General features: G+C 45.8%; 16 protein-coding genes. 10 read left to right on the top strand and 6 right to left on the bottom strand.

Features of this window, described 5'->3' with window-relative positions; all coding sequences use genetic code 11:
* The first annotated feature begins 175 nt into the window (after window positions 1–175).
* Window positions 176–1,843, top strand: a complete 1,668-nt coding sequence (gene ilvD / locus ACNI23_RS15080; protein ID WP_420249911.1) for a dihydroxy-acid dehydratase — start codon at window positions 176–178, stop codon at window positions 1,841–1,843.
* A gap of 87 nt (window positions 1,844–1,930) precedes the next feature.
* Here the strand turns inward: ilvD and ACNI23_RS15085 are convergent, their stop codons facing one another.
* Window positions 1,931–2,887, bottom strand: coding sequence for a UDP-glucuronic acid decarboxylase family protein (locus ACNI23_RS15085; protein WP_420249913.1), 957 nt, complete (start codon window positions 2,885–2,887; stop codon window positions 1,931–1,933).
* Window positions 2,888–3,110: 223 nt separating this feature from the next.
* Here ACNI23_RS15085 and ACNI23_RS15090 point away from each other — a divergent pair, with 223 nt between their 5' ends.
* On the top strand, window positions 3,111–4,214 hold the full coding sequence (locus ACNI23_RS15090) for a DUF362 domain-containing protein (RefSeq protein ID WP_420249915.1): 1,104 nt from the start codon (window positions 3,111–3,113) through the stop codon (window positions 4,212–4,214).
* 282 nt (window positions 4,215–4,496) lie between these two features.
* Here ACNI23_RS15090 and ACNI23_RS15095 read toward each other — a convergent pair whose 3' ends face one another.
* Entirely contained in the window at window positions 4,497–5,174 is a 678-nt protein-coding gene (locus tag ACNI23_RS15095) for an HAD family hydrolase (RefSeq protein ID WP_420249916.1), read from the bottom strand.
* A 112-nt stretch (window positions 5,175–5,286) separates the two neighbouring features.
* Here ACNI23_RS15095 and ACNI23_RS15100 point away from each other — a divergent pair, with 112 nt between their 5' ends.
* Window positions 5,287–6,429 carry a geranylgeranyl reductase family protein gene (locus tag ACNI23_RS15100; protein ID WP_420249918.1) on the top strand — a complete coding sequence of 381 codons (1,143 nt, stop codon included), beginning with the start codon at window positions 5,287–5,289 and terminating at the stop codon, window positions 6,427–6,429.
* 40 nt (window positions 6,430–6,469) lie between these two features.
* Here the strand turns inward: ACNI23_RS15100 and ACNI23_RS15105 are convergent, their stop codons facing one another.
* Window positions 6,470–7,348 (bottom strand): DMT family transporter, encoded by an 879-nt coding sequence (locus ACNI23_RS15105; protein WP_420249920.1) that lies wholly within the window; start codon window positions 7,346–7,348, stop codon window positions 6,470–6,472.
* Window positions 7,349–7,423: 75 nt separating this feature from the next.
* Window positions 7,424–8,599 (bottom strand): homocysteine biosynthesis protein, encoded by a 1,176-nt coding sequence (locus ACNI23_RS15110; protein WP_420249922.1) that lies wholly within the window; start codon window positions 8,597–8,599, stop codon window positions 7,424–7,426.
* A gap of 347 nt (window positions 8,600–8,946) precedes the next feature.
* Here ACNI23_RS15110 and ACNI23_RS15115 point away from each other — a divergent pair, with 347 nt between their 5' ends.
* The 6 genes from ACNI23_RS15115 to ACNI23_RS15140 all read left to right on the top strand — a co-directional run bounded on the left by ACNI23_RS15115 (window position 8,947) and on the right by ACNI23_RS15140 (window position 18,235).
* A complete protein-coding gene (locus ACNI23_RS15115) occupies window positions 8,947–10,251 on the top strand; it encodes a DnaA ATPase domain-containing protein (protein ID WP_420249924.1) in 1,305 nt (434 codons plus the stop codon).
* Window positions 10,252–10,385: 134 nt separating this feature from the next.
* Window positions 10,386–11,549 carry a DNA polymerase III subunit beta gene (dnaN, locus tag ACNI23_RS15120; RefSeq protein WP_420249926.1) on the top strand — a complete coding sequence of 388 codons (1,164 nt, stop codon included), beginning with the start codon at window positions 10,386–10,388 and terminating at the stop codon, window positions 11,547–11,549.
* Window positions 11,549–13,945, top strand: a complete 2,397-nt coding sequence (gyrB, locus tag ACNI23_RS15125) for a DNA topoisomerase (ATP-hydrolyzing) subunit B (RefSeq protein ID WP_420249928.1) — start codon at window positions 11,549–11,551, stop codon at window positions 13,943–13,945. The genes dnaN and gyrB overlap by 1 nt, the downstream gene beginning before the upstream one ends.
* A gap of 12 nt (window positions 13,946–13,957) precedes the next feature.
* Window positions 13,958–16,411 (top strand): DNA gyrase subunit A, encoded by a 2,454-nt coding sequence (gyrA, locus tag ACNI23_RS15130; RefSeq protein WP_420249929.1) that lies wholly within the window; start codon window positions 13,958–13,960, stop codon window positions 16,409–16,411.
* A gap of 11 nt (window positions 16,412–16,422) precedes the next feature.
* Window positions 16,423–17,199, top strand: coding sequence for a tetratricopeptide repeat protein (locus ACNI23_RS15135; protein ID WP_420249931.1), 777 nt, complete (start codon window positions 16,423–16,425; stop codon window positions 17,197–17,199).
* 22 nt (window positions 17,200–17,221) lie between these two features.
* Entirely contained in the window at window positions 17,222–18,235 is a 1,014-nt protein-coding gene (locus tag ACNI23_RS15140; protein WP_420249933.1) for a virulence RhuM family protein, read from the top strand.
* Window positions 18,236–18,240: 5 nt separating this feature from the next.
* Here ACNI23_RS15140 and ACNI23_RS15145 read toward each other — a convergent pair whose 3' ends face one another.
* Window positions 18,241–19,107, bottom strand: coding sequence for a LysR family transcriptional regulator (locus ACNI23_RS15145; RefSeq protein WP_420249934.1), 867 nt, complete (start codon window positions 19,105–19,107; stop codon window positions 18,241–18,243).
* A gap of 99 nt (window positions 19,108–19,206) precedes the next feature.
* On the opposite strand from ACNI23_RS15145, the gene ACNI23_RS15150 reads away from it, so the two are divergent.
* Window positions 19,207–19,554 (top strand): carboxymuconolactone decarboxylase family protein, encoded by a 348-nt coding sequence (locus tag ACNI23_RS15150; protein WP_420249936.1) that lies wholly within the window; start codon window positions 19,207–19,209, stop codon window positions 19,552–19,554.
* A gap of 48 nt (window positions 19,555–19,602) precedes the next feature.
* Here ACNI23_RS15150 and ACNI23_RS15155 read toward each other — a convergent pair whose 3' ends face one another.
* On the bottom strand, window positions 19,603–20,706 hold the full coding sequence (locus ACNI23_RS15155) for a hypothetical protein (RefSeq protein WP_420249937.1): 1,104 nt from the start codon (window positions 20,704–20,706) through the stop codon (window positions 19,603–19,605).
* Between the last annotated feature and the right edge of the window lie 77 nt (window positions 20,707–20,783).

Here is a 20,783-nt window from a genome sequence, read left to right on the forward strand (position 1 = left end):
GTAAGTAAAGTATATTTATTTGACTGTTGTTTGATAGAAATTTCCAAAAGCACAAATTTAAACCCTAAAACCCGAACCCCAACTAAAAGTTTTTGGGATTCTTAAACCCTTTTTACAAAAAGGGTTTAAGGCCCCCGGCAGGGCCGCCGGAGGCACCTAAGAGGAAACATCACTTATGAGAAGTAAAAAAATGACTGGAGGGCTGGAGAAAGCCCCGCACCGTTCCCTGCTTTACGCACTGGGCTTGTCCAAGGACGAAGTTAACCGTCCGCTGATCGGTATCTGTAACGCTGCCAACGAGATCATTCCCGGTCACGTACATCTGCACACCATCACCCGTGCGGTAAAAGACGGCGTGCGTCTAGCCGGCGGTGTTCCCATGGAATTTCCTGCCATCGGTGTCTGTGACGGTCTAGCCATGAACCACGCGGGCATGCGTTATTCCCTGCCCAGCCGTGAAATCATTGCCGACTCCATCGAGATCATGGCTACCGCGCATCCTTTTGACGCTCTGGTGCTCATCCCCAACTGCGATAAAATCGTACCCGGCATGCTCATGGCTGCCCTGCGCCTGAACATTCCGACCATCGTAATCAGCGGCGGTCCCATGCTCGCAGGTCGCAAAGACGGCAAAAAAGTAGACCTTATCACCGTATTCGAAGGCGTTGGTCAGGTTAAGACCGGAAACATGACCGAAGATGAACTTACTGTACTCGAACAGAGCGCCTGCCCCACTTGCGGTTCCTGTTCCGGTATGTTCACTGCCAACTCCATGAACTGCCTTTCCGAAACCATCGGTCTGGCCCTGCCAGGTAACGGCACCATTCCAGCAGTTATGGCCGAACGCACCCGCCTTGCAAAAGCAGCTGGTTCCCAGATCATGACCCTGCTCGAAAAGGACATCAAACCGCGCGACATCGTTACTGAGAAAAGCCTCAAGAACGCGGTAACCATGGATATGGCTTTGGGCTGCTCCACCAACACCGTGCTGCACCTGCCCGCCATCTTCAACGAAGCAGGCCTCAAGCTGGACCTGACCGTATTTGATGAAATCAGCCGCAACACCCCCAACCTCTGTAAGCTTTCCCCTGCCGGTCCCGACCACATCGAAGACCTTAACGCAGCGGGCGGCATTCAGGGCGTTATGGCTGAACTTTCCAAGACCGGACGCATCGAGCTCGACCCGATGACCGTTACCGGTAAAACTGTTGGTGAGAACCTCAAGGAACTCAACGCAGGAATCACAGACCACAAGATTGTACGTCCTGTTGATGATCCTTACTCCACTGAGGGTGGTATCGCGGTTCTGTTCGGTAACATTGCTGAAGACGGATGTGTAGTTAAGCAGTCCGCAGTGGCACCTGAAATGATGAAACGCACCTGCAACGCCAAGGTCTTTAATTCCGAAGAAGAAGCTGTTGAAGCTATCCTCGGCAACCAGATCGTCAAAGGCGACGCCGTGGTGATCCTTTATGAAGGACCCAAAGGCGGCCCCGGTATGCGTGAAATGCTGACCCCCACCTCCGCCATCGCAGGTATGGGACTCGGTGCAGACGTAGCCCTGATCACTGACGGACGTTTCTCCGGCGGTACCCGCGGTGCAGCCATCGGGCACGTTTCCCCGGAAGCGGCTTCCGGCGGTGCTATCGGACTGGTCCAGACCGGTGATGTAATTGAAATCGACATCCCCGGACGTTCCATCAACGTGAAGCTCGATGAAGCTGAGATGGAAAAACGCCGCGCTGAATTCAAGCCCATTGAAAAAGAAATGCCCTCCGCATTTCTCAAGCGCTACAGCCAGAATGTAACTTCAGCATCTACTGGTGCTATTTATAAAAAATAATTATTTGAAAATAATTAAATACAAAGGCCGCAATATCAACTTTGATATTGCGGCCTTTGTTTATTGTAAACAAATCGCGAAGTGCTTCTATTTAAATATAGCTTCCAGATCCAGAGTCTTAAAATATTCAATTGTACTGACCAAGCCTTTTTCCAACTGGATAGTTGGCTCCCAGCCCAATTCTTTGGCCAGTGAAATATCAGGCTTGCGCTGTTTTGGATCATCACCGGGCAGGGGTTCAAAAATCAATTCCGACTTTGATCCGGTCAAATCAATTACTTTTTCTGCCAGTTCGCGAATAGTAAATTCAACCGGATTACCAAGATTGACCGGACCGGTTACTTCATCAGGAGTTGCCATAAGAGTCAGGAAACCTTCGATCATGTCATCTACGTAACAGAATGAACGGGTCTGCGAGCCGTCACCATAGATAGTGATAGGCTTTCCGAGCAGGGCTTGGGTAATGAAATTTGAAACCACACGGCCGTCATTGGGATGCATCATGGGGCCGTAAGTGTTGAAAATACGGGCTACTTTGATGTTTACTTTGTGCTGACGGTAATAGTCGAAGAAAAGTGTTTCAGCACAACGCTTGCCTTCATCGTAGCAGGAGCGGGGGCCGATGGGATTTACACTGCCTACATAGCTTTCCGGCTGAGGATGCACTTCGGGATCGCCGTAGACTTCGGATGTGGAGGCCTGAAAAATTTTTGCTCTGGTGCGCTTGGCGAGACCGAGCATGTTGATGGCACCATGCACGGAGGTCTTGGTGGTCTGCACCGGATCATGCTGATAATGAATAGGTGAAGCCGGACAGGCCAGATTGTAAATTTCATCAATTTCAAGATAGAGCGGAAAAGTTACATCATGCCGGATTATTTCAAAATTAGGGTTTCTCAAAAGATGAGTCACATTGGACTTGGTCCCGGTAAAAAAATTATCAACACAGATAACATCACACCCATCAGCAAGCAGCCGCTCACAAAGATGCGTTCCCAGAAATCCCGCTCCGCCGGTCACCAGAACCCTTTTGAGTAAGTGCATTTTAAAACTCCTGAATAATCAATTTACCCGCATTCCCTATCTCATTCTCTTCGTTATATAAATCAACTGGGAGCTGAAAGCTACCCGATCATTTATGTACAAATTTATGCTTTAATTCTGCAGTTTTTAAAATAGACAATACCCAAAGCAAATTATAGGTTAAACCCGCAAAAACAGTCAGGGAAATGATTTACATATTTTCGTAAATACAGGGGGAAGTGTTATGTCCAAAGTATATTTCTGGAATTTGCGTACAACACGCAAATCTCCGCATGCTTTGAAGATGAAAAAACTGCTCAAGCAGTCCGGTCTGAATGCTATTATTGATCCGGGCAACCTTGTTGCTCTGAAAGTACATTTCGGCGAAAGCGGAAACACCGGGTACCTTAATGCCCTCAATCTGCGTCCTATCGTAGATTTCCTGAAAAAAGCCGGAGCCAAACCTTATTTCACAGACACCAGTACACTATATGTAGGTGAACGCGGAGAATCTGTTTCCCACGGCTTGCTGGCAGCGCGTCACGGTTACGATCCAAATGTCGTCGGTGCCCCGGTCATGTTTGCTGACGGCTTACGCGGTGAATATGAAACAACCATCCCCTATGACGGCAAGTATATATCTGAAGCCCATGTAGGCGGCATGTTCATGGAAACTGACATGATGGTAACCCTTAACCATGTCAAAGGTCACGGCTTGGCAGGATATGGCGGAGCCATAAAAAATATAGGCATGGGCTGCGCTTCAAAAAAAGGTAAAATGCACGTCCATGTTTCCACCGCGCCTCACCTTCATCCTGAAAAATGTACCGGATGCGGTGTCTGCATAACCGAATGTGCAGCTAAAGCACTCGATATTGATGATGATGGTAAGATCATAATGGGTGGAAAATGCACAGGCTGTGGTCGCTGTTTTCTGTCCTGTCGCTATGGTGCAATCTCCATCGACTGGAAAAGCGACGTGGAAATATTCACCAAGCGGTTGATTGAATACAACAAAGCCATTCTGGACCATCTCAAACGTCCAGCCATGCACATCAACTTTCTTATGAACATCACTCCGGACTGTGATTGCCACGGCTACAGTGATGCACCCATCTGTCCCGATCTCGGTGTCATGATCTCATCCGACCCTGTTGCTGTCGATCAGGCGGCTCTCGATATGATCAATGCAGCACCTCCGCTCTACCCCAGCAGATTGCCTGACGGCCTGAGTCAGGGTGACGACAAATTCAAAGCCCTTACACCTGACACACCGGATTCTTTCGGACTCAGATATGCTGAAGAAATCGGTTTGGGTTCACGTAACTACAAGCTGGTTACTATTTAGCTTAAATAATATGTTCAAAAACATAGGGCGCAGTATCTTCATTGATACTGCGCCCTTTTGTTTTGAACAATTTATGACTACTAATTGTTTATAATTAATCATTATATTTCAATAACTTATTTCAGTTGTGCACAAAAAGAAACATCATAATCAGTCATCATTATGCTATGTTCTTACAGCGACATCCAAACAACAACTTGGGTTAAGAACATAGTCCCGGTTCTTTCTGTGCTTTGAATGCTTCTTGTAAGGAGCAAAAATAATGTTTTGAACATTTTTAAACTACAAATTGTTTACAACTAATCCATCTTTTTCGAGCAGTTGAATAAGTTCTGCACAATTTGCAGCTACGAAATCAGGATCAGCTTTCTGAAGTTCTTCTACGGACATCCGTCCTGTTGCCACACCGGCAGTCATGGCACCAGCTCTCTTGCCGGTTTCAATATCCATAGGATGATCACCGACCATTAATGTATTTTCCGGCGATACCCCGATAACCTCAAGAGCCTTGAATAAATGTTCCGGGTGAGGTTTTACGTTTTGAACATCTTCGCGAGAGAGAAAGCATCCTGAAAGTTTGTTGATCTCAGGGACCAGTTCCCGCACCGCCGCAGCTGTGTTGCGAGTGATAATTCCAGTCTTAATTCCTGAATTACGCAAACCGTTCAACATATCACAGGTAAAGGGAAACAGCTTGCCGTTACGGGCGGCTTCAACTTCCATACTGATGATTAAAAAACGGCAGCGGGTATGAAACTCCTTACCAAGCTCAGGATCTTCCTCGGCCAGGCAATCAGCTATAATATCCACCCATTCAAGAGCAGGAACATCTTTTTCCGGTAAAGGATCAAGAAATGCACTGCCCAAAGCCTTGAGACGCTTCTTCATCTCATCAAAATCAATGGTTAATTCGGCCAGTGTTCCATCGAAATCAAATATTATTGCTTCTATTTTCTTCATATTCCGATAAGTTTTGTACGGTCTTGCTTGCCCAAGTGCTCTCTAGGCGATATAAAATCACAACTTAATCAAGCAGATAATCCCGGTTGTGAACATATTTTCAGGAGTCAAAGTGTCCGGTAAATTCGATGTCATAATTGCAGGGGCTGGTCCCACAGGCTCTACAGCCGCAACCATCCTTGCAGGTAAAGGTTTTAAAGTAGCACTGATTGATAAGGCCGAGTTCCCCAGAAAAAAACTCTGCGGCGGTCTTCTTACCTACAAGGCTACTGAAGTATTAAATAAAATTTTCGGCTGTAATGTGGATTGCCTTAAAGAGCAAGGGATCATCAATTTTGAATCGCCGGAATATTCCATCAATTACCGAGACTACAACATCCGTGACGCTGAATCATCAATACCCTTCCGCTTTGTGGATCGGGTAGATTTTGATTACTTCCTTCTACAAAAAGCCGCAAATGCCGGAGCACAAATATTCACCGGTGAGGAAATCAAAGAATGCAACTATCAGGTTGCTGAAATTAAAACCGCATCAAACCGGATTTTCAAAGGAAAATATCTACTTGGAGCAGACGGTGTACATTCAACCATCCGCCGATCAGTTCCTTACAATAAGAAAAAATGGCGCGATAACATGGCCGCTACCATCGAAATTATTTTCGATGAAAAAGATTTCCCGCGCAAAGTGACCAAGCCGGAACTCTATATCGGTCATCTTAGGGCCGGATATATCTGGGTTTTCCCGGCTAAAGGAAAGGTAGTCACCGGCATTGGTGCTCTAACCAGATGCACCACTGATTTTAAGAAAACCTACATGGATTTCCTGCGTTCGCAAGGCATTGATAATCCTGAATCACTTCACATGCAGGGCTACCCCCTGCCCTACGGAAACTTCATGGAAAATCCCTGCTTCGGCCGCACTCTCCTCGCCGGGGACGCAGCAGGTCTGGTCGAACCGCTATTTGGTGAAGGTATCTTTTACGCTCTTCAGACCGGACGTTACGCAGCAGAATCCATTGCCCGCGGAATCACCGAGAACAAAGCTCCGGACAAGTTTTATCTGGAACGTCTGGAAAAATATGTATTCCCCGAACTACGCTATTCCAACCGCTTACGCTGGACCCTGTTCTATTCCCAGCCGCTCCTAAAACACATGTCGTTTAAAATGATGTTCAAATCCATGCCCAGAATACTGGCAGATATGGTTCACGGAGTGAGGTCGTATAAATTTTTATTGAAGAAGAAATGGGATTAAAAAAAGGGGTGATGTTCATGAACATCACCCCTTTTTAATTCTAAGACTTAATCTGCGACAACAACATACCGCAAAGCATCAATCCACAACCTATCAATCCTTGTGTGGTCAATATTTCGCCGAGCAACAGCCATCCGGCAAGTGCTGCAAATACTGACTCAAGGCTGAGGATAATTGCCGCGTGTGCGGGCTTGGCTTCCTGCTGCGCCACAACCTGCAAAGTATAGGCTACACCTACAGACATCAGTCCACCGTAAAGAATGGGCACAATTCCGGCCCAGATTCCGGCAAAAGTCATTGTTTCCAGCGAAAATGCACCCATAAAACTGAACACTGAACAGACTACGAACTGCCCTGCGGCGAATTTTACCGGATCAATTTTACTGGACAGCAGGGAAATAACAACTACATGGCCTGCAAAAAACACCGCACAGATAAGAACAAGCAGATCGCCCATTTCAATATGAAAACTTTCATTAACGGAAAGCAGATACATACCTATCACAGCCAGTACTGCACCTATCCAAGTAGGCAAGCCTGTTTTCTGCTTGAAAAAAAGGCCCATTATGGGAACAAATACAACGTATAATCCGGTGATGAATCCTGCATTTCCGGCTGTTGTATAAACAAGTCCCCACTGCTGGAAAGTAGCTCCAAGAAAAAGGGCTCCCCCGGCAATTAAACTGCCCTTGATGAAGCTTCTCTTATCAACTTCCTGATAAGTACCGTCTTTCTTCTTTTCGCGATCAATACGCTGGATTAACGGCAGCAGGGCAGCAGCACCCAATGCAAAGCGAACCGCATTGAAAGTAAGCGGCCCCATATAATCCATTCCCACCCGCTGGGCCACAAATGCAGCACCCCAGATAACGGCTGTGATCAACAGTAAAATATCAGCTTTAAAACTTTTAGTGTTCATAAGTTCCTTTCCAAAAAAATCCGGCAGAAAAAAATTTCTGCCGGATTAAGAAGACACTGTTATTTTTATATTTATTTATTCGGACTCAATCTCTTCTACAGGCTCACTCAACAGGAATTCACCTTTCTGAATCCAGTCTTTAAGCTTGTTGGCAACCTCAAGGGAGATGGAGTGACTGGTCAACGGAACGGTGGGGATATCCTTACCGTTCAGGTTGATTGAGCCGGACTTGAGTTCCTGCATGGTTACGTGGGCAAGAATGTTACCTACACCGTTGGGGTAATCGTAACCATAATCTTTTACGGGCATCTGGATATCTTCATCGGATACACCGGTAAACCACGCAATTTCCTCGTTCAGAACAGGGATGGGAATACCTACGCCGATGGAAGCTGTGCAGCCGTAACCGGGGAAACTCAGACCGCGGAAATAGCGGGAATCCATTTCAGTTACATTGCTGGACTTGAGCATAAGTGTTCCGGAAGGGGTCAGCGGAATACCGCGCTCATTACGCTGCGGTGCTTTCACATGCTGGGTTCCGGCTCCGATAACGTAACCTTTAGCACCGGCAAGGAAAATACGTGTGCCCATACCGATGGTCTTCAGGTAAGGATCGTTAAAAAGCGGGGAAAGCTGCCCGGCAGTGGCAAAGTTAACATTGCGCTGGTTGGGCTTAAGCGGTCCCATGTAAGTGTAGACGGTCCTGCTGGTCATGTTTACCGCGGCATTGTAGTTCTGGTAGCAGTTGCGCGGGTTAAGGATGGATACATCCTTGAGGTCCTTCAGGGATACGTCTTTTTCAATCTCACGGCGAGGGTAGCAGTCAGTACCGTATGCCTTGGCTTTGAGACGAACGGTTTTACCGGCAATGAGATCTTCGATTACATGCCCTCCACCGTAAGCAAAGCGTCCGGGATGAACCTTGTTCAAGGGATCATCGTCAGAAGGCTCTGTGACGCCTATATAGGAGTCTACAGCGGCCAATCCTGCATAACAGGGGACATTGTTCAGCCAGACCTCGGAAGTCTTGATAAGCGGCGGAACCTGCCCGATGTTGAAAAACATGCCGGAAGAGCACATGGGAGAAAAAGTCCCGGTGGTAACTACATCTATCTCTTTGGCTGCTTCAACCTTGCCTTTAGAACGGACGATTTCGACCATTTCTTCAGCATTGACGACTACAGCCTTACCTTTCTTGATTCGTTCGTTGATTTCACTGATTGTCTTGTTGACTTCAAAGGTGGTGGCCATGGAAAGACTCCGTTTGGAATTTGGTTACTGGCTGGCCTGACAAATTTTTTCCACAATACGTTCAAAAATGATTCATCCGGGCAGGGACGCCCTGTGCATTTGAGTATAAAATCAGACCAGCAAATATTGTGGCTTAAATAGCCTCTGATTGCAATTTTATTTTTTTCAGGGGGTAGATATTATTTCGCTTGATAAAAACGTTTTAAGGGCGAATATGCCTTGGCTTAAGCTATATAATAATGTATAAGAACGTGTGGTTGCGGGGGTTGAGAAAATTCGGATTTTTTACATTTTTTTTTAATTTTATTTCAACAACTTAGAACACCCCTAAAAAATATAATATTCACGTGAAAGAAGCACTGAGAAATCATCTTTTAAATTCATGCTCTGATTCCGAGCTGGCACGCTGGTTTGACCCCATAAATATCGACATCTCCGAAAAATCCGGGGAAGTTGTTGTCACATTCCCACACGCTTTTTTCGGGCAATGGTTCAAATCAAGCATACAGGATCGTTTTGAGGAACAGCTGGGCCAGTTTCTGGGCAGCGGATTCTCTATATCCTACTCAAATAACGGATCAAAAAATGCCTCGGTTCAAGAGCAACCCGTCAGCGTCAAGAAAATAGACTTCCCATTCGGGCATAACTTCACTTTTGAAAACTTCCTTATCGGCAAAAAGAACTACTTTCCCCTTGCCTCAGCCAAGGAAGTTGCCCGTGTGGAGAATGTTTCATTCAACCCGTTTGTTATCTGCGGCAAGAGCGGATCAGGGAAATCACACCTTTTAAAAGCCATTGCCAATGAAGTCTGCAAAAAGGTGGACCGGGAAAAAGTATTCCTCGGCAACGTTGATGACGTGCAGAATATCTACTCTGTCCGTTTCGGCGGTGATGTTATGCGTGCGAGGAATTATTTCTTTGATTTCGAATACTTTTTCCTCGACGACCTTAGGCAGATTAAAAAATACGAACATCTGCAGCAGGAACTCATCTCCATTTTCAACAACTTTTATGAACATGGAAAACAGATGGTCTTCAGCTGTACAGATAAACTGGCTTCCTACGACTTCTTGAACAAGAACCTTAAATCAAGGCTTGAATGGGGACTTATTGTCACCCTGAAAAGGCCGGACCTTGAGATCAGGGCCAAGTATGTTCAGAAGCAGTGCAAACTGAAAAAACTGCCACTGAGCAAGGACCAGATCCTGACTCTTTCCCAAAGATTTCAGGACTTCAGATACCTGCAGGGTATCATCATCAAACTTTCTGCATTCCGTGAACTTGTACGTAAGAACATGGATGACAGAGATTTTGAACACATCCTCAGTAACACGGAAGAAAAGGCTGACGAGACCCTTACACCTGAATACGTGATTGAGTCCGTGGCCTCCCATTTCAACCTCAAACCAGCCGACCTTACGGGGAGCAAAAGGCACAAGATGACTGCCCACGCCAGACAGGTAGCTATGTACCTTTGCAGGGAGCTTTTAGGAATTTCATACCCGGCCCTGGGACGGACATTTGGAGGTAAAGACCACTCAACTGTGCTTTATTCTGTAAAAAAAATACAAGAATTACAAAGAGATGATAAAGTTTTGAAAAGACTGTTGATAGACTTGAAGAATAAGTGTCTTTTGCGTGTCTCAAACTGAACAAGTTCAAAATGAGTGTAGGTTTGTTACTTAAATACGACATGAAATGTGCAAAAAAAACTAAATAATTTTAAGCGCTTACTGCAAATAGAAACATAGGAACCGACCTTATTAAAAAAACAAGGAGAATATATATGTATTTAAAGGTGAATAGGGATGAAGTGATCGAAGGATTGCAGAAGTCTGCCAGCATCATTCCCGCCAAAACAGGAGCAGCGTATCTGCGCACCATCTGGCTGAAAAGTGATGGAGGTAACCTGCGCATCATGTCCACAGATTCCAATCTGGAATTCTGCGGGACATATCCAGCCGAGATTATGGAAGAGGGACTTGCAGGAGTACAGGGACGTGCTTTCTATAATCTGGTCCGCAAACTGCCTTCCGGAGAACTGACCATCAAGAATGATGCTGACGGTTCTTCCATTCTGGTTGAGCAGGGTTCCAGAAAATACAAGCTGCCTGTGAATGATCCCACCTGGTTTCAGAAATTCTCCTCTTTTCCTTCTGAGGGCGCAGTGTTCTGGTCCGGCGATTTTCTGCTTGAGCTCATTGAAAGAATCGCCTTCTGCATCAGTGATGAGGACAGCATGGAAGCCATTGCTTGCATGAACATTGTACCTGCTGCTGATGAGAATGGTAAGTATGTGGAAGTATGCGGCCTGAACGGACACCAGTTCGCACGCCTTAAATTCATCAATGATGATATCCATTCGATTCTTCCTGAAGAGGGAATCCTCATTCAGAAGAAATATCTGGTTGAACTGAAAAAATGGCTCACTGAAGATGAGATTGAACTCAGCCTCAGTGAAAAGCGTCTTTTCTTTAAGACCGCAGACGGCAAGGAAACTTTCAGCCTGCCGCTGAGCTACTACCAGTATCCGAACTACAAGAATTTCCTGGCCAAGCTCAATGATGATGATGTTTCGCGCATGAACGTGGAAAAATCCGAGCTGTCCATGGCTCTGGACCGTATCTCCATTTTCAACACCGATTCCAACCGTTGTGCATCCTTTCTATTCAACCCCGGCGAGCTGGTGCTCTTCTCACAGGGTCAGGAAGTGGGTACTGCGACCGAATCCATGGAAATTGAATTTTCCGGCGAAATGGAACGTATTGCTTTCCCCACCAAGAACCTCATTGAGATCCTTGGCCACTTCCAGTCCGATAAAATCAACTTCACCCTGACCGGAGCCGAAGCGCCCTGCGGCGTTACCGGTGGTGATGACAACGAATATCTCGTTATCGTCATGCCCATGAAGGTTCAGGAAGAGACTTACTACAGCGAGGAAGACGTTTAATGGCTCCTAACCAAGATTACAGCGCGGAATCGATTACCGTCCTTGAGGGACTTGCCGCGGTTAGAAAAAGACCTGCCATGTATATCGGTTCCACCGATATCAGGGGTTTGCACCACCTTGTTTACGAGGTGGTCGACAACTCCATCGATGAAGCCATGGGTGGGTATTGCGACAAGTTCAAAGTTACCCTGCATATGGATAACAGCGTAACCGTATCCGATAACGGCCGCGGTATTCCTGTTGATATCCATCCCAAAAAGAAAAAGCCGGCTCTTGAAATCGTTATGACCGTGCTTCACGCCGGTGGTAAATTTGATAACGATGCCTACAAAGTCTCCGGCGGATTGCACGGTGTTGGTGTTTCCTGCGTAAACGCCCTCTCTGAGCATCTTGAGGCTACAGTTCGACGCGGGGGTAAGATTTACCGTCAAAGTTACGAGAGAGGGGTGCCTACGGGTCCTCTGGAGTGCATCGGTGATGCAGTGACTACCGGTACAACCGTCCGTTTCCGTCCTGATGAGGAAATTTTTGAAACCAACCAGTTTGATTTCAACACCCTCAAAAAGCGTTTTCGCGAACTGGCCTACCTGAATAAGGGGCTTGAAATTGAATTTGTCGATGAAAGATCAAATGAGAGTGCCAGCTTCAAAGCCGATGGCGGGATTGTTTCTTTTGTCGAAGATTTGAACAAAGGGCAGACTGCTGTAAGTGAAATCATTTATGCGGAGTCGGAAACCGACAATGTAATTACTGAACTGGCGGTGCAGTATAATACCTCGTTCAAAGAGAACACCCATACCTTTGCCAACAACATCCGCACAGTTGAAGGTGGAACACACCTGGCAGGTTTCAAGGGTGCCCTGACACGTGCCATCAATACTTACATTCAGAACTCTGATCTGCCTAAAAAGCTTAAAATTAAGCTTTCCGGTGATGATGTCCGTGAAGGTCTTACCGCGATCATCAGCGTTAAGCTGCCTGATCCTCAGTTCGAAGGTCAGACCAAGACCAAGCTCGGTAACTCCGAAATGGTCGGTATTGTCTCCGGTATGGTTTACGACAAGCTTTCTTCTTATTTTCAGGAAAACCCCAAAGACGCCAAAGCTATTGTTGAAAAGGTTGTTGATGCAGCACGCGCAAGGGATGCGGCTCGCAAGGCTCGTGACCTTGTCCGCCGTAAGGGTGCTCTTTCCGACCATTCCCTGCCCGGTAAGCTTGCCGACTGCCAGTCCAAGGACCCGGCTGAAAGCGAACTCTTTATCGTTGAGGGTGACTCCGCGGGTGGTTCTGCAAAACAGGGCCGTAACCCCAAACATCAGGCTATCCTGCCCCTGCGCGGTAAGATCCTGAACGTTGAGAAAACCCGTTTTGACAAGATGCTCGGTAACAAGGAAATCCGGGCTCTGATCACAGCCATGGGTATCGGTATCGGTCAGGAAGAGGGCGAAAAGGATTTCGACAAGCTGCGTTACCACAAGGTCGTTATCATGACTGACGCGGATGTTGACGGCTCACACATTCGAACCCTGTTGCTGACTTTCTTCTTCCGCCAGTATGAAGAGCTTATCCAGCGCGGCCATCTCTATATTGCCCAGCCGCCGCTGTACCGCATTGCCAAGGGTAAATACGAGAAGTTCATCAAGGATGATTCCGAACTATACTCCCTGCTTATCGAGAGAGTTGCCAAGGATATCACCATCAAAACCGAGTGCGGTCAGGAATACCATCAGGAATCCCTGATCGAAATGCTTGATGACATCCGTTTTATCAAAGGCAAAATCGGTGAAGCTGCCAACATGGGTATTCCTGATGCCCTGTTCGCTAAACTTGTCAGCCTTGATGAAAAGATGACTCCGGAAATGTTTGCAGATAATGATCCGCAATCTTTTATCTCAAAAATGGAAAAGTCCGGTTACAAGGTCATCATTGAGCGCGAAGAGACTGAAACCGAAGGGGAAGCCCGAGTTTTTGTTGTTTTTGAAAATGAAAACGGGCACCGCACCAGACTGGCAGTTGAATTCTTCAACTCCAAGCTGTTCCGCAACACCTATGATCGTAACCGCAAGATCGTTGACGAGTGTGATGGTATCGACTTCAAAATCACCCGAGGTGAGAATGAAACTGAAATCAGAGGTATTTTCAGCCTGCTCGACGGTGTGATGGAAGAAGCCTACAAAGGTATCAACCTTCAGCGATATAAAGGTCTGGGTGAAATGAACCCCGAGCAGCTCTGGGAAACCACCATGGATCCCGAAAAGAGAACCATGCTGCAGGTGACCATTGAAGACGCAACCGCTGCCAACGACATCTTTGAAGATCTCATGGGTGATAACGTTGAGCCGCGCCGCGAATTTATTGAAAAGAACGCTCTCGCAGTTCAAGAGCTTGATATTTAATTCGGAGAAACAATGTCTCAAATCACAATTGAAGAAGAGCTTAAGAAATCGTACTTAGAGTACTCCTTGAGCGTAATCATCGGCCGTGCGATCCCCGATGTAAGGGACGGGCTGAAGCCTGTACACAGGCGTATTCTTTACGCCATGCACGAGCTTGGTAACACTTACAACAGGTCCTATAAGAAATCGGCCCGTGTTGTCGGTGACGTAATCGGTAAATATCACCCCCACGGTGACTCTGCTGTTTACGATGCTTTGGTACGTATGGCGCAGGAATTTTCCATGCGCGATCCGCTTGTTGACGGTCAGGGTAACTTCGGTTCCATTGACGGTGATGCTGCAGCGGCTATGCGTTATACCGAAGCAAGAATGTCCAAGCTCAGTTCCGAGTTCCTGGCCGACCTTGAGAAAAAGACTGTCGATTTCCGCGATAACTACGATAACTCACTGCAGGAACCTTCTGTTCTGCCTACCAAGGTTCCCAACCTGCTGCTGAACGGTACTTCCGGTATTGCGGTTGGTATGGCGACCAATATTCCGCCTCACAACCTCGGCGAGCTGATCAACGGTACCATGCATCTGCTCGATAACCCCGAGTGTGAAATCGAAGACCTCATGGATTATATTAAAGGTCCTGACTTTCCCACCGGAGCACTTTGTTTCGGAGGCAAGGGACTTCGTGAGGCTTACCTGACCGGGCGCGGTTCCATCAAAATCCGTGGTGTTGTCAACATCGAGGAAAAAAAGAACGGCCGCCAGTCCATCGTCATTACCGAGATTCCCTACGCACTGAACAAATCCAGCATGGTTGAGAAGATCGCCCAGCTGGTTGGTGAAGGTAAGATCGAAGGTGTTTCCGATCTGCGCGATGAATCTGACCGTAAAGGTATCCGCGTTGTTGTTGACCTGAAGAAGGGTGCAATCGCGGACATCATTATCAATTCTCTGTATAAATTCACTCAGTTGGAGCAGAGCTTCGGTATCAATATGATGGCCGTTAACGCCAACCGTCCGCAGCTCATGAACCTGAAGCAGATTCTGGTTGCATTTCTGGAACACCGTCGCGAAGTTATCATCCGCCGCACCCGCTTTGATCTGGATAAATGCGAAAAACGCGCTCACATTCTCGAAGGTCTGCGTATCGCGCTGGATAACATCGATGAAGTTGTTAAAATCATCCGCGGTTCCAGTAACGGAGATGAAGCACGTATCGGTTTGATGGATCGTTTCGAACTTTCCAAGGTTCAGGCTCAGGCTATTCTTGACATGCGTTTGCAGAGACTGACCAACCTTGAACACGAAAAACTTCTTGAAGAATACGCAGAGATTCTCAAGAAGATCGAATACTTCAAGTCCATCCTCGCTAACGATGGAGTTCTGAAAGGTGTTATCCGTGACGAGCTGGTTGAGATCAAGGACAACTACGCCACCGAGCGTAAGACTGTTCTCATGGATCACAACCCTGATGATATCGACATCGAAGATCTGATCCCCGATGACGATGCGGTTATCACTCTTTCCAGACGCGGCTACATTAAACGTACTCCGCTTTCCAACTACCAGAAGCAGAAACGCGGCGGTAAAGGTATTGCCGGTGTTCAGACCAAGGACGGAGACTTTATCCACACCTTCCTGACCACCTCCAACCACCAGTACCTGCTGCTGTTCACTTCCAAGGGTAAGATGTTCAAAATCAAGGTTCATCAGGTTCCCGAAGCAAGCCGCATTGCCCGTGGCGCGCATATCGCCAACCTGCTGCCTCTTGAAAAGGACGAGACCATTGCCACTGCAATGACAATGCGTGAGTTCGAAGAGGAGTGTTTCTTCCTGTTCGTAACCAAGAACGGTATGATTAAGCGTTCTTCCATTGCTCTGTACCGCAACTGCCGTCAGTCCGGTATTCGTGCTGTAGCCCTGAAAGACGGTGATGAACTGATCACAGTTAAAGAAGTCAGTGCTGATTCCGAAGCTGTACTAGTTACCAGAAACGGTACCTCCATCCGCTTCAGCTGTCAGGATGCAAGATCCATGGGCCGCGTAGCCAGCGGTGTTAAAGGTATTGCACTGCGTCCCGGTGACGAGGTTGTTTCCGGTGTTGTTACCGGTGATGAAGAGCGCGTCCAGCTGCTGACCATCTCCGAAGGCGGTTACGGTAAACGTACCGATATTGAGCAGCATCGTATCCAGACCCGTGGCGGTAAGGGTATCATCAGCATGAGGGTGACCACTAAGACCGGTAAGGTTCTTGGTTCAATTATGGTTTCACCTGAAGATGAAGTTGTACTGCTTACCTCCGGTAACAAAATCATCCGCATGGGTGTTAAAGATGTTTCCCTTGTTGGCCGAGCCACTCAGGGTGTTCGTCTTGTTCGCATGGATGACGGTGACCATGTTGTCGGTTTTGACCTTGTTCAGGAAGCTGCTGAAGATTCAATTCCCGAAATTGAAGGTGAAGAATCCGAATAATGAAGAGATTCTTGATTATATTAATCGCATCCCTGCTGCTTATGGCGCAGGGATGCGATAAACCAAATGATAATAGATCAGAAGTTATCGATAAGGCTAGGTCTAGTTTTATCAGTGGCTTCTACAGTGATTCTGAAAAAGGATTCGAAAGATACCTTCAGGATAATCCGCAGGGCAAACATCGTTTTGAAGCCTGGAATTATCTGGTAAAGATTGCCGCTGAAGTTCGTCATGATAGCGAGCGCGGTGCCGCAATTCTTGAAGCCATGTATCTTGAGTTCGGTCATAAGCCTGACCTTGCTTCCAAATTAAAGCTGCAACTGGCTGAAATGTACATTCGTACCGGTCAGTATAAAGCCGCTGTTGAGGCTTTAGAAAAAAGCCTTGAATATTCTGAGCAGACACAAGAGCAGCTTGATGCAAAACGGACTATACTTGCCGAAACTTTTCGCAAGCTCAGAAATTATGATCTGGCAATTTACACATACAACGACATAGCCAAAAGCACTGATAACCCGCGCACTAAAGCTCGGGCTATTTTTGAAATGGCCCACACACTGACTCTTATCCAAGCTTGGGAAAGGGCGGAATCAGAACTTGAAAAGCTCCTCAAAATGGATGGTATTTCAGATGATATTCATGCCGAAGCAGTTTTCATGCTCGCCGATATTTACGAAGACAGGCACGAGTACAGAAGGGCCGTAGAGCTGCTGGAAGGGATTGTTGATACTTATCCCAACCCTTACGCAGTGCGGTATAAGCTTGATTATTTGCAGAAGAAATTTTGATGAACGGAAGTTTTGAATAGATATGAGTGATATTTTAGCAGTCTCTAATTCGAGTATTGATATCTTTAATTCGGCTGATGGAAGTATCAAGGTTCAGGTACGCTTTGGTGAAGAAACTGTTTGGATGAGTCAGAGATCAATGGCTGATTTGTTTGGAGTTACAGTTTCAAGCATAAATCAGCATCTTAAGAATATTTTTGATGAAGAAGAATTGATTAAAGAATCAGTTATTAAGAAATTCTTAATAACTGCAAGTGATGGAAAAAACTACGAAACTAGTCATTTCAATTTGGATGTAGTCATTTCCGTCGGTTATAGAGTCAGGTCGAATATTGGTATTCAATTTCGTCGCTGGGCCACAGAAAGGCTTCGTGAATACATGATCAAAGGATTCACGATGGATGACGATCGGTTGAAAAATCCCGGCGGCTTTGATTACTTCGATGAACTGATTGAGCGTATTCGCGAGATCAGGGCATCGGAAAAGAGATTTTATCAGAAAGTCAAAGATATTTTTTCCCAAACCAGTTCTGACTATGATGGAAAATCAGAGACTGCTCGCATGTTTTTTAAGACTATCCAGAATAAAATGCTGTTTGCTACAACTGGAAAAACAGCAGCTGAGATTATTAAAGATAGGGCTGATTCAGCATTACCTAATATGGGGCTGACCAGTTTTCAGGGCAGTGTGGTCAGAATCAAAGATATTGTTACTTCAAAGAATTATCTTTCAAAGGATGAGCTGTCAGAACTTGATAGACTCGTAGTCATGTTTTTAGATTTTGCAGAAGATAGAGCTAGAAGAAGAAAAACAATTTCCATGCAGGACTGGATTAAACAGACGGACCTTTTTTTGGAATTTAATGAAAGGGAAGTGTTATCTGGCGCAGGAAGCGTTTCACATGAGCAAGCCAAGGTACATGCACGTTCTGAGTATGACTTATTTGACACGCAGCGTCGGGACAAAGAGTATGAAATTTCTGAAGATGAAGCTGAGAAAGATTTCGAAGAATTGCTTAAATCTATTGAAAAGTAGGCTATCTAAATCACAATCCCCAATCCCTTCGCAATAAAACCGCCGAAAACTGAAACCACGTCCGAGCGGTTTCCCGGTTGAAATCTCAAATCTATATAAACCGATTTTATGGACGGTAATCCGTCTGAAAGCATGGCGTGTCTGCATCCATTTGCTATTGTATCCTTGGTTACTACTGATATCGCCAAGCCTCCCTGAACAGCAGCCAGCAATCCTGCCAGGCTAGGACTTCCGTAGGCTATACGGTACTTACGACCAGCTTCGTCTAAAGCTTTCAAGCCATTTTCACGATAACAGCAGACCGGATGAAACAGGGCCAAAGGAAGTTCTTCCAATTCTGATGGGTCCATTCTTTCCGGCATAATCCAAGTCAACTCCAGTGGTGCAGAATACTTTGTTTTGGCCTTATCTGTTGCAATTACGAGATCTAATTGTCCGTTTTTAAGCATTTTGCTCAGGGTCGGAGTATCATCACAAAATACATCTATCTGAACCTGAGGATGGTTCACAGCGAATTCCCGGAGTATGCCGGGAAGATGTTTCATGGCGTAATCGTCCGGGGCTCCAAGGCGTATTTTTCCATGGAGGGTAGGAGCGGATACAGCTGTGAGGGCTTCATCGTGCAGCTTGAGTATTTTGGTTGAATACCGGTAAAGAATTTCTCCTTCCACGGTTAAAGTCACTCCTCTTCCATCACGTTTGAAAAGCAGGCATCTAAGGTCTTCTTCAAGCTTTTTCATCTGCATGCTTACTGCTGCCTGTGTCTTGTGAACAAGACCGGCTGTACGGGTAAAGCTGCCTGTATCAGCTGCAACAACAAATGAACGAAGCAGGTCTGGCGTTAATTGTGCTGTTCTTAAGATATCAAACATTTTTATGTCTTATATAAAAAACATTAGTTTGTCTAATATCTGTGAGTCAGTCATTCTCTCCAAATCAAGAAGCTAAACCAATGAACAAGGAGACTGGTAATGGCTGAAAAACAAATGGAAATTCATAAGCAGATTGGCGAAAACTGGGGAACTTACATGAAACTTATGCCCGAAGTAGGGGATCTTTATGACCAGTTTCATGGCGAGGTCTACAAAGACGGAACAGTTAAGGCCAAGGAAAAAAGGCTGATGGCAATAGTGGGGGCGCTGGTCAGTGGTTGCAGGGCATGCATGCTTTATCAGACTGAAGAAGCTCTGAATCTAGGTGCTACGGTTGACGAAATTCTTGAGACTTGTGCCGTGGCAATTTCGTTAGGAGGAACAATGGCTGCCGGGGAAGCAACGCACATCATGGGATTTCTCAAAGAGTCGGGAAAGATTGATTGATATAAAAAGCAAAAAACGTCGGACCAAATGGAACCGACGTTTTTGCTTTTACTCTTCAAAGTCATAAACCGTGTAACTGCTCATCAGTTCCAGCATGATGTATGTGCTTGTATTTTCCCTGATGCAGGTGGCGGCATCAATAATCATTTTTAACTTAATTCCAAATTCATTAAGGATTGATTTCTTACGCTCCTTAATAATTTTAGCAGCGTATTCCGGGTTCATTCTGGAAGAGCTTATCGATAATCCTTTTGTGAAGTAGTATATGTTTGAATTGCGTACTAGGTTTTCGATTCCATGCATTCCAAACTCATCATGAATCAGCTTAAGCTTGAAAAGACTCATAGCTATATCTTCAGCGGGAAGCTCATCTTTGACAGCGGGAATTAGTAAGAGCGGGCCGTTTTTAAGTAGCTTTTCCTGCATTGAATTATCTTCAGGAAAGTTATCAGCCAATCTTGCCGCGAAGTCGCGGTCGTTCTTTTTGTCCAGCAGTTCCAGCAGGAATTCTTCAATAAGGTTAAGGAGCTGTTCGTATTTGATAAATGTTGATTTGCGTAGCTTCGTGGCCTTCTCAATGAATTCATTTTTTCGAATATCATCAATAGCGTAGGCAAAAATTTTGGTGCTGAAATTATCCTCCAGCCTTTTCAGTACAATATTTTCAGCTTGTGCTTTTTGACCGAAAAGAGACTTTATATTCTTGGCAACAAGATTCCACCATGAAATTAAGTCATGAATATCATTATGATAAAAATTGAATCGTGGAAGATTATCAGAAAATTCGGCTAATTCGCCGGAAGTATTTAATATGGATTCATCAAGACTGATAGTGGGAACTTGAATTTTACCTTCTTCTTTCAACTCTTGAACCCTGTCCATAAGGTCTTCGCAAGTTTTTTCAAAACGAGAGAAAGGGATACTCAGTTCTCCGTTTTCATAGTTTTGAATTATCTTATCGATCCTTGCAGCACGGATCATGTTGAAGTTTTCAAGTACCTTTCGCCGAGTATCTTCTGAGAGGAGGATGATAATTTTGGCTGCTGTAGCGTTGTTGATTTCGCGGTTGAATATTTCCTGTAAGCAAAAGTCAGGAAGCAGACCAAGAGAATCCAATTTGTACTGCTCGTTAAGTGCTGAAATATCGGTCATAGTCATTTCTCTCTAACAAAGACGCGAAGTTAACTGTAAGTATTTTAGGTGGCCTCAGGCAAAAAAGTAATCCCCGT

Origin of the sequence: Maridesulfovibrio pacificus (SeqCode) (assembly GCF_048612815.1) — a bacterium.
Classification (GTDB): domain Bacteria; phylum Desulfobacterota; class Desulfovibrionia; order Desulfovibrionales; family Desulfovibrionaceae; genus Maridesulfovibrio; species Maridesulfovibrio pacificus.